Source organism: Streptomyces sp. NPDC021356, assembly GCF_040641015.1.
Taxonomy (GTDB): Bacteria; Actinomycetota; Actinomycetes; order Streptomycetales; family Streptomycetaceae; genus Streptomyces.
The window spans coordinates 25,726-33,078 of record NZ_JBFACU010000054.1; the positions used below are offsets into that span (position 1 = coordinate 25,726).

Annotated in this window: 7 protein-coding genes; 6 read left to right on the plus strand and 1 reads right to left on the minus strand. The window is 71.8% G+C overall.

The window, feature by feature from the left end:
* Positions 1–29 precede the first annotated feature (29 nt).
* Genes AB0G56_RS38995 through AB0G56_RS39005 form a run of 3 tightly spaced genes read left to right on the plus strand, consistent with a single transcriptional unit; the run spans position 30 to position 2,335 of the window.
* Positions 30–806 carry an SDR family NAD(P)-dependent oxidoreductase gene (locus AB0G56_RS38995; protein WP_360980061.1) on the plus strand — a complete coding sequence of 259 codons (777 nt, stop codon included), beginning with the start codon at positions 30–32 and terminating at the stop codon, positions 804–806.
* A gap of 5 nt (positions 807–811) precedes the next feature.
* Positions 812–1,024, plus strand: a complete 213-nt coding sequence (locus tag AB0G56_RS39000) for a hypothetical protein (RefSeq protein ID WP_360980064.1) — start codon at positions 812–814, stop codon at positions 1,022–1,024.
* Between the two features lie 42 nt (positions 1,025–1,066).
* Entirely contained in the window at positions 1,067–2,335 is a 1,269-nt protein-coding gene (locus tag AB0G56_RS39005; protein ID WP_360980067.1) for a GNAT family N-acetyltransferase, read from the plus strand.
* Positions 2,336–2,351: 16 nt separating this feature from the next.
* On the opposite strand, the gene AB0G56_RS39010 is transcribed toward AB0G56_RS39005, so the two are convergent.
* Positions 2,352–3,545 carry an RtcB family protein gene (locus AB0G56_RS39010; protein ID WP_360980070.1) on the minus strand — a complete coding sequence of 398 codons (1,194 nt, stop codon included), beginning with the start codon at positions 3,543–3,545 and terminating at the stop codon, positions 2,352–2,354.
* Between the two features lie 204 nt (positions 3,546–3,749).
* On the opposite strand from AB0G56_RS39010, the gene AB0G56_RS39015 reads away from it, so the two are divergent.
* The 3 genes from AB0G56_RS39015 (at position 3,750) to AB0G56_RS39025 (ending at position 7,262) form a co-directional block, all read left to right on the plus strand.
* Positions 3,750–4,661 (plus strand): DUF3558 domain-containing protein, encoded by a 912-nt coding sequence (locus AB0G56_RS39015; protein ID WP_360980073.1) that lies wholly within the window; start codon positions 3,750–3,752, stop codon positions 4,659–4,661.
* Positions 4,662–4,837: 176 nt separating this feature from the next.
* Positions 4,838–5,785, plus strand: a complete 948-nt coding sequence (locus tag AB0G56_RS39020; RefSeq protein ID WP_360980076.1) for a DUF3558 family protein — start codon at positions 4,838–4,840, stop codon at positions 5,783–5,785.
* A 91-nt stretch (positions 5,786–5,876) separates the two neighbouring features.
* Positions 5,877–7,262, plus strand: a complete 1,386-nt coding sequence (locus tag AB0G56_RS39025; protein WP_360980079.1) for a DUF2637 domain-containing protein — start codon at positions 5,877–5,879, stop codon at positions 7,260–7,262.
* The last annotated feature ends 91 nt before the right edge of the window (positions 7,263–7,353 follow it).

Below are 7,353 nucleotides of genomic sequence, written 5' to 3' on the forward strand. Positions count from 1 at the left end.
ACCGAGCGCACGCACCCCAGGAGCAGCCCATGGCCACCGCCGCACCGTCCGCCGCCTCCCGCATCGCCGTCGTCACCGGTGCGAGCAGCGGCATCGGCGCCGCCACGGCCCGGCAGCTCGCCACCGCCGGCTACCGCGTCGTACTGACCGCCCGCCGCAAGGACCGCATCGAGGCCCTCGCCGAGGAGATCACCGCGGCCGGGCACGCCGCCACGGCCTACCAGCTCGACGTCACCGACCGCGCGGCCGTCGACGAGTTCGCGAGCGCGTTCAGGACCGTCGGGGTGCTCGTCAACAACGCGGGCGGCGCGCTCGGCGCCGACCCGGTCGCCACCGGCGACCCGGCCCACTGGCGCACGATGTACGAGACGAACGTCATCGGCACCCTCAACGTCACCCAGGCCCTGCTGCCCAAGCTCGCCGCGAGCGGTGACGGCACCGTCGTGGTCGTCTCCTCCACCGCCGGTCACGGCACGTACGAGGGCGGCGCCGGGTACGTCGCCGCCAAGCACGGCGAGCACGTCCTCGCCGAGACGCTGCGCCTGGAGATCGTCGGGCAGCCGGTCCGCGTCGTGGAGGTCGCGCCCGGCATGGTCCGCACGGAGGAGTTCGCCCTCACCCGCTTCGGTGGCGACGAGGAGAAGGCCGCGAAGGTCTACGACGGCGTCGCCGAGCCGCTGACCGCCGACGACGTCGCCGACACCATCGCCTGGGCCGTCACCCGCCCCAGCCACGTCAACATCGACCTGCTGGTCGTACGCCCCCGCGCCCAGGCGTCGAACACCAAGGTGCACCGGGAGCACTGACGCCGGTGACGACGCCGAAGGACACCCCCGGGCAAGGGCTCCCCGGGCCGGGAGCCCCCGGGGAGGGGTCCCCCGGCCGGGACAGGGCCGCCGAGCGGCAGCGCCTCGCCGAGGAGAAGAAGCGCGAGCGCTACGTCTGGTACTACCTCGGCTACTTCCTCTTCGGCATCCACGTCGTGGCGTTCGTCATGATCTACGCCGTGCGCCACGCGAAGTGATCCCAGGGCCCCGCCCGGCCCCCGGCCGTAGGGTGACCCACCGTGGACAGACACATACGCTTCGACGCCCTGCGCAACGTTCGCGACCTCGGCGGGTACGCCACCGGGGACGGCCGGCGGGTCCGCCCGCGCCGCCTGTTCCGCGCGGACGGCCTCGGCAAGCTGGGCCGGGACACCCCCGACTGGGACCGCTTCCTCGCCCTCGGCATCGGCACGGTGATCGACCTCCGCCACGACTGGGAGGTCGACCGCCAGGGCCGCGTGCCGGAGCACCCGTCCTTCACCTACCACAACCTCAGCATCGAGCACCGCCCCTACGACCAGCCCACGCTCGGCACCGAGGTGGAACCGGGCCCGTACCTCGCCGAGCGCTACATGGAGGTCGCCGAGGACGGCACCAAGGAGATCCGCGCGGCCCTGGAACTGATCCGCGACGCGGCCGTCTCCGACACCCCGCTGGTCTTCCACTGCGCCTCGGGCAAGGACCGCACGGGCGAGCTGGCCGCCCTGGTCCTGACCCTCCTCGGCGTCGACGAACCCACCGTCGTCGAGGACTTCACCCTCACCGAACTCGCCGCCGAAGCCCTGCTGACCGACTGGCGCGCCAGGAACGGCGGACGCACCCCGAACTGGCCGGGCTACGGCCGCGCCCCCGCCGCGGTGATGCGCCTGTTCCTGGCCGCCCTGAAGGCGAAGTACGGCTCGGTCGAGGCGTACGTGAGCGACGCCCTGGAGCTGGACGCGCAGGCCCTCACCGCCACCCTCCGCGCCCACCTGCTTGAGCCCGCCCCCACCGCCTGGCCGCCGCTGACCTACCGCCGGGCCGTGCCCGCCGACGCCCCGCTCCTGGTCCGCCTGCGCGACACGGCCGCCCTGCGGCAACTGGCCCGCGGCATCGACCAGTGGAAGCCCGGCGAGAAGGACGAGGCGCACTTCGTCGAGCGCATGCGCGAGGGCGAGGTCTGGCTGGCGTATGCCGCCGGCCACCTGGCCGGCGCCTGGGAACTGTGGTGGGACGACCCCGCCGCCTGGGGCCCCCGTCCCGCTCAGGCCGGTTACATCCACCGCCTCATGACCACCCCGCACACGGCCCCGCCCGGCGCCGGCCGCGCCCTGCTGGCCGAGGCCGAGTCCCGCATCACCGCGGCCGGCCGCCCCTACGCCCGCCTCGACTGCCTGTCCTCCAACCCCCGCCTGCGCACCTACTACGAGTCGGCGGGCTATACGGTCGTGGGCGAGCAGCCCGCGAAGACGGACGGCACGGGCAGCCCGTACGCGGTGACGCTCCTGGAGAAGCGGCTGCGGGACTGACAGCACTGACGGGCGCTCAGCCCTTGACGCACACCACCTGCTTCAGCTTCGCGACGACCTCGACGAGGTCCCGCTGCTGGTCGATGACCTGCTCGATCGGCTTGTAGGCACCCGGGATCTCGTCGACCACGCCGGAGTCCTTGCGGCACTCCACGCCCTGCGTCTGCTCCTCCAGGTCCTTGGTGGAGAAGCGGCGCTTGGCGGCGTTGCGGCTCATGCGGCGGCCGGCGCCGTGCGAGGCGGAGTTGAAGGACTTCTCGTTGCCGAGGCCCTTCACGATGTACGAGCCGGTGCCCATCGAGCCGGGGATGATGCCGTAGTCGCCGGAGCCCGCGCGGATCGCGCCCTTGCGGGTGACCAGCAGGTCCATGCCGTCGTAGCGCTCCTCGGCCACGTAGTTGTGGTGGCAGGAGATCTCCGGCTCGAAGAGGGGCTTGGCCTTCTTGAACTCCTTGCGGACCACGTCCTTCAGCAGCGCCATCATGAGCGTGCGGTTGTACTTGGCGTACTCCTGCGCCCAGTACAGGTCGTTGCGGTAGGCGGCCATCTGCGGGGTGTCCGCGACGAAGACCGCCAGGTCGCGGTCGACCAGGCCCTGGTTGTGCGGGAGCTTCTGCGCGACGCCTATGTGGTGCTCGGCCAGTTCCTTGCCGATGTTGCGGGAGCCGGAGTGCAGCATGAGCCAGACAGCTCCGGTCGTATCCGTGCATATCTCGACAAAGTGGTTGCCGCTTCCGAGCGTCCCCATCTGCTTCGTGGCGCGTTCCTGACGGAACCTGACCGCTTCCGCCACCCCGTCGAACCGCCCCCAGAACCCGTCCCACCCGGCCGTCGCCAGCCCGTGGAAGTCGCCCGGGTCGACCGGGTCCTCGTGCATCCCGCGGCCCACCGGGATCGCCTGCTCGATCCTCGTGCGCAGGCGGGACAGGTCGCCGGGCAGGTCGTTCGCCGTCAGGGACGTCTTCACCGCGGACATGCCGCAGCCGATGTCCACGCCCACCGCCGCGGGACAGACCGCGCCCCGCATGGCGATGACGGAGCCGACGGTCGCGCCCTTGCCGTAGTGCACGTCGGGCATGACGGCCAGGCCCTTGATCCACGGGAGGGTGGCGACGTTCTGCAACTGGCGCAGCGCCACGTCCTCGACCGAGGCGGGGTCGGCCCACATGCGGATGGGGACCTTCGCGCCCGGCATTTCCACGTACGACATATCGTCCTCATTCCCCCGGAAAGCAAACAGAAGTCTCAGAAGCGGTGAATCGCAATACCGGCGCCAAGGTCGACGAAACAGGGCATCGGACCGGCGTCCACGGCAGTGCGTGCGATAGACATTGTCTCCAGGAGACGCCCCCGCCCGGCAAGCGAATAACCGGGGCGGGGCCCCGGACCGACCCCCGTCGAGAGGAGCCTGACCGTGCTGCGGAAGGCGTACGTATCCGGCGCGGCCGCGTTTCTCGCGGCGCTGCTGCTGGCCGGCTGCTCCGGCGGCTCGTCCGACGACGGGCAGGCCGACAACGCCAACCCGGACGGCCCCGGCAGGGCGACGGCCGCGGCCCAGCCGGGCAAGTACCGCACGCTTCCGGAGGCCTGCCTCGCGGTCGGCCACGGCACCCTCGACTCGCTGCTGCCCGGCATCCAGCAGATCACGGACCCGGACCAGCGGGAGAAGGCCTACGACGGCGAGGCCACGCTCACCTACGACACCGACCGCAAGGTCGGCTGCCGCTGGAAGGTGGACTCCACGGACGCCACCGACCACCTCCACGTCGACTTCGAGCGGGTCGTCTCCTACGACAACGCCGTGAGCGACGACAGCCAGGCCGAGGCGGTGTTCGCCACCAAGCAGGCTGCCGCGGACCTGCCCGCACCCCCCGTCTCCGCCCCCGGCTCGGGATCCGCGACGGACACGGGAGCGGGCACGGGAGCGGACACGGGATCAGGCACGGGAGCAGGCACGGGAGCGGGAGCGCCGGCGGGCGGTGGTTCCGGCGGCAGCCCGTCCGCCCCGGCCTCCGGTACGCCCGCTTCCCCCTCCTCCTCGTCCTCCTCCTCGTCGGGCTCCACCCCGGCCACCGATCCGGCCGAGGTGCAGCCCCGCACGCTCGACGACCTCGGTGACGAGGCGTTCGTGGACGACACGCTCAGCAGCTCCGGTTCGACGGTCAAACAGCGGACGGTGACTGTGGCGTTCCGCACGTCGAACGTGATCGTGACCATCGACTACGAGGAGCAGCCGACCGCTGTCGGTGTGGTCCCCGACAGCAAGGAAATGCAGGACAAGGCCCGGAAACTGGCGGCGCGGCTCGCGAATTCGCTGGGCGGTTGACGCGCCGGGAGCGGCACTTGGCGCGGTGCCGTGCTCCCGGTGGTGGCGAACCACACGGCTGACCGATTGCGTACGGTGGCCCTCCGAACCGATCAGGCCGCACCCGATCAGACCGCACGGACAGAACCGCACCGATCAGACCGCAGGGGACCACGAGCGTCATGAGTGAAGGAACCATGCAGCGAGCAGCTCAGCGAGAACAGCGTGATCAGCGCGAGGTACGTGAGGGGCGTGGCCGGCGGGCGAAGCGGCTGCACCGTGCCCTCGTCTGCGCGGCCGGGGTGCCCGTGATGCTGCTGGCGGCGGCCTGTTCCTCCTCGGACTCCGGTTCGGGGTCGGGATCGGACGGGGCGGCGTCGGCCCCCTCGGCGGACGCGAAGACGTCGGCGAGCCCGAGCGCGTCGCCGACCGTGCAGCCGGCGGCGTACGGCAAGCTGCCCGACGCGTGCAAGGTGCTGGCGCGCAAGACGCTGGACGACCTGGTGCCCCGGGGCGCGAAGTCCGCGAAGGCGGGTACGTCGAGTGATGTGTCGACGCGGGCCAGTTGTTCGTGGAACGGCCTCGACAACAACGGGGTGAAGGGGTCGCAGTACCGCTGGCTCAACGTGTCGTTGCTGCGTTTCGAGTCCGATGCGGCGCGCGGCACGGGCGAGACCCAGGCGCAGGCGTACTACCGCAAGCAGGTGCAGGACGCGCAGTCCGTGGACGGGGCGCGCGGCAGCAAGTCGCAGCCGGTGTCGGGGACGGGCGACGAGGCGACGGCGGTGCGCTACGACCTGAAGAAGAAGGAAGGCACCTTCAAGCAGCAGACGGTCGTGGCCCGGGTGGAGAACGTGGTGGTCACCCTCGACTACAACGGCGCGGGGCTGGCCGGTGACAAGGCCCCGGACGCGGACGACCTCTCCAAGGACGCGGCGAAGGCCGCCAAGGAGGCGGTGGCGTCGGTGACGAAGGCGAACGGCGCTGACGCGGGTTCGTCCAGTGGGTCGAGTTCGTCCGGTGGGTCGGGTTCGGGTACGGGGTCCTCGGGCAAGCCGGCGTCTCCGTCGGCGTCCAAGGGGGCGTCCGGGTCGCCCTCCGCGTCGCCGTCGCACTCCGCGTCCAAGTCGCCCTCGGACAGCTGAGCGGGGCGGGTCAGCGGATCCGGCCACCCGTTCCCCGGACAGATGTGCCACTCTGTTGCGCGCAACAGGACGTAAGGGGAGGGGAGTACGAGTGGCCGCGCCACTGCAGCTGACCCGGATGCACCGGGTTCTCATCGGCGTGGTCGTGACCGGCGCCGTGATCATCGCCGGTATCGGCTTCGCGGGTTCGTACGCGGCCGTGCGCGAGCTGGCCGTCAAGAAGGGCTTCGGGGACTTCAGTTATGTGTTCCCGATAGGCATCGACGCGGGTATCTGTGTGCTGCTCGCACTGGATCTGCTGCTGACCTGGATCCGTATCCCCTTCCCGTTGCTGCGCCAGACGGCGTGGGTGCTGACGGCGGCGACGATCGCCTTCAACGGCGCCGCCGCCTGGCCGGACCCGCTGGGTGTGGGCATGCACGCCGTGATCCCCGTGCTGTTCGTGGTCGCGGTGGAGGCGGCGCGGCACGCGGTCGGCCGGATCGCGGACATCACGGCGGACAAGCACATGGAGGGCGTCCGCCTCACCCGCTGGCTGCTGTCGCCGCTGCCGACGTTCCTGCTGTGGCGGCGGATGAAGCTGTGGGAGCTGCGCTCCTACGAGCAGGTGATCAAGCTGGAGCAGGAGCGGCTGGTCTACCAGGCGCGGCTGCGGTCCCGGTTCGGCCGGGCGTGGCGCAGGAAGGCACCGGTGGAGTCGCTGATGCCGCTGCGGCTGGCCCGCTACGGGGTGCCGCTGGCGGAGACGGCTCCGGCGGGGCTGGCGGCGGCGGGTATCGAGCCGGCGCTGATCCCGCCGGTGCCCGCGCCGCGGGCGGCGGTGGCCGCCGACGCGCAGCGGGCGGTGCCGGGCGGCGGCCGGCCGCGTGCGCTGCCGGCCGAGCGCGGCCCGGAGCCGGACCAGCAGGCGTACGTGCCCGACCCCGAGCAGAGCCCGTGGTTCCAGGCGCCGCAGCAGGTCGACTACCACGGCGGCTACGACCCGACGTACGAGCCGGAGCCGTCCTACGGTCCCGAGCCGCCGTACGAGGAGTGGTACGAGGAGCAGCAGCCGGAGCGGTCCGGGCCCCCGCCCCGCTCCGCGCACCCGGAACAGGAACACCGGGAGCAGGAGCACGGGGAGCGGGAACACGGGGAGCGGGAACACGGGGAGCAGGAACACCCGGAGCCCCCCGAGCACCCCGCGCCGCAGCCGTCCGCCGAGGACACGGGCGCCTTCCCCGTCCCCGCGGGTCCCAACCGCACCCGTGAGCTGGGCGAGGGCGGCGGCACTGCCCCGCAGTCCCCGGACGAGGAGGGCCTGTACCAGGTCTTCCGGTACTCGATAGAGGGCGAGGGCATGCCGACGCCCGGCACCTTCGCCGCGAACGTCGAGGCGGCGTACGGGCTGCGCCTGCGGTCCCGCGAACTGGGTCAGTACATGGACCGGTTCACGGCCCGTCTCAACGATGAGCTGATGGAAGAGCACATCGCCTAGGACTTGTCCGGGCGATCAAGTTCGCAGCCAGATGACCAGGGCTGCTGCTGTGGCGGTGCCGAGGAAGACGTACCCGCGTTTGTCGTAGCGG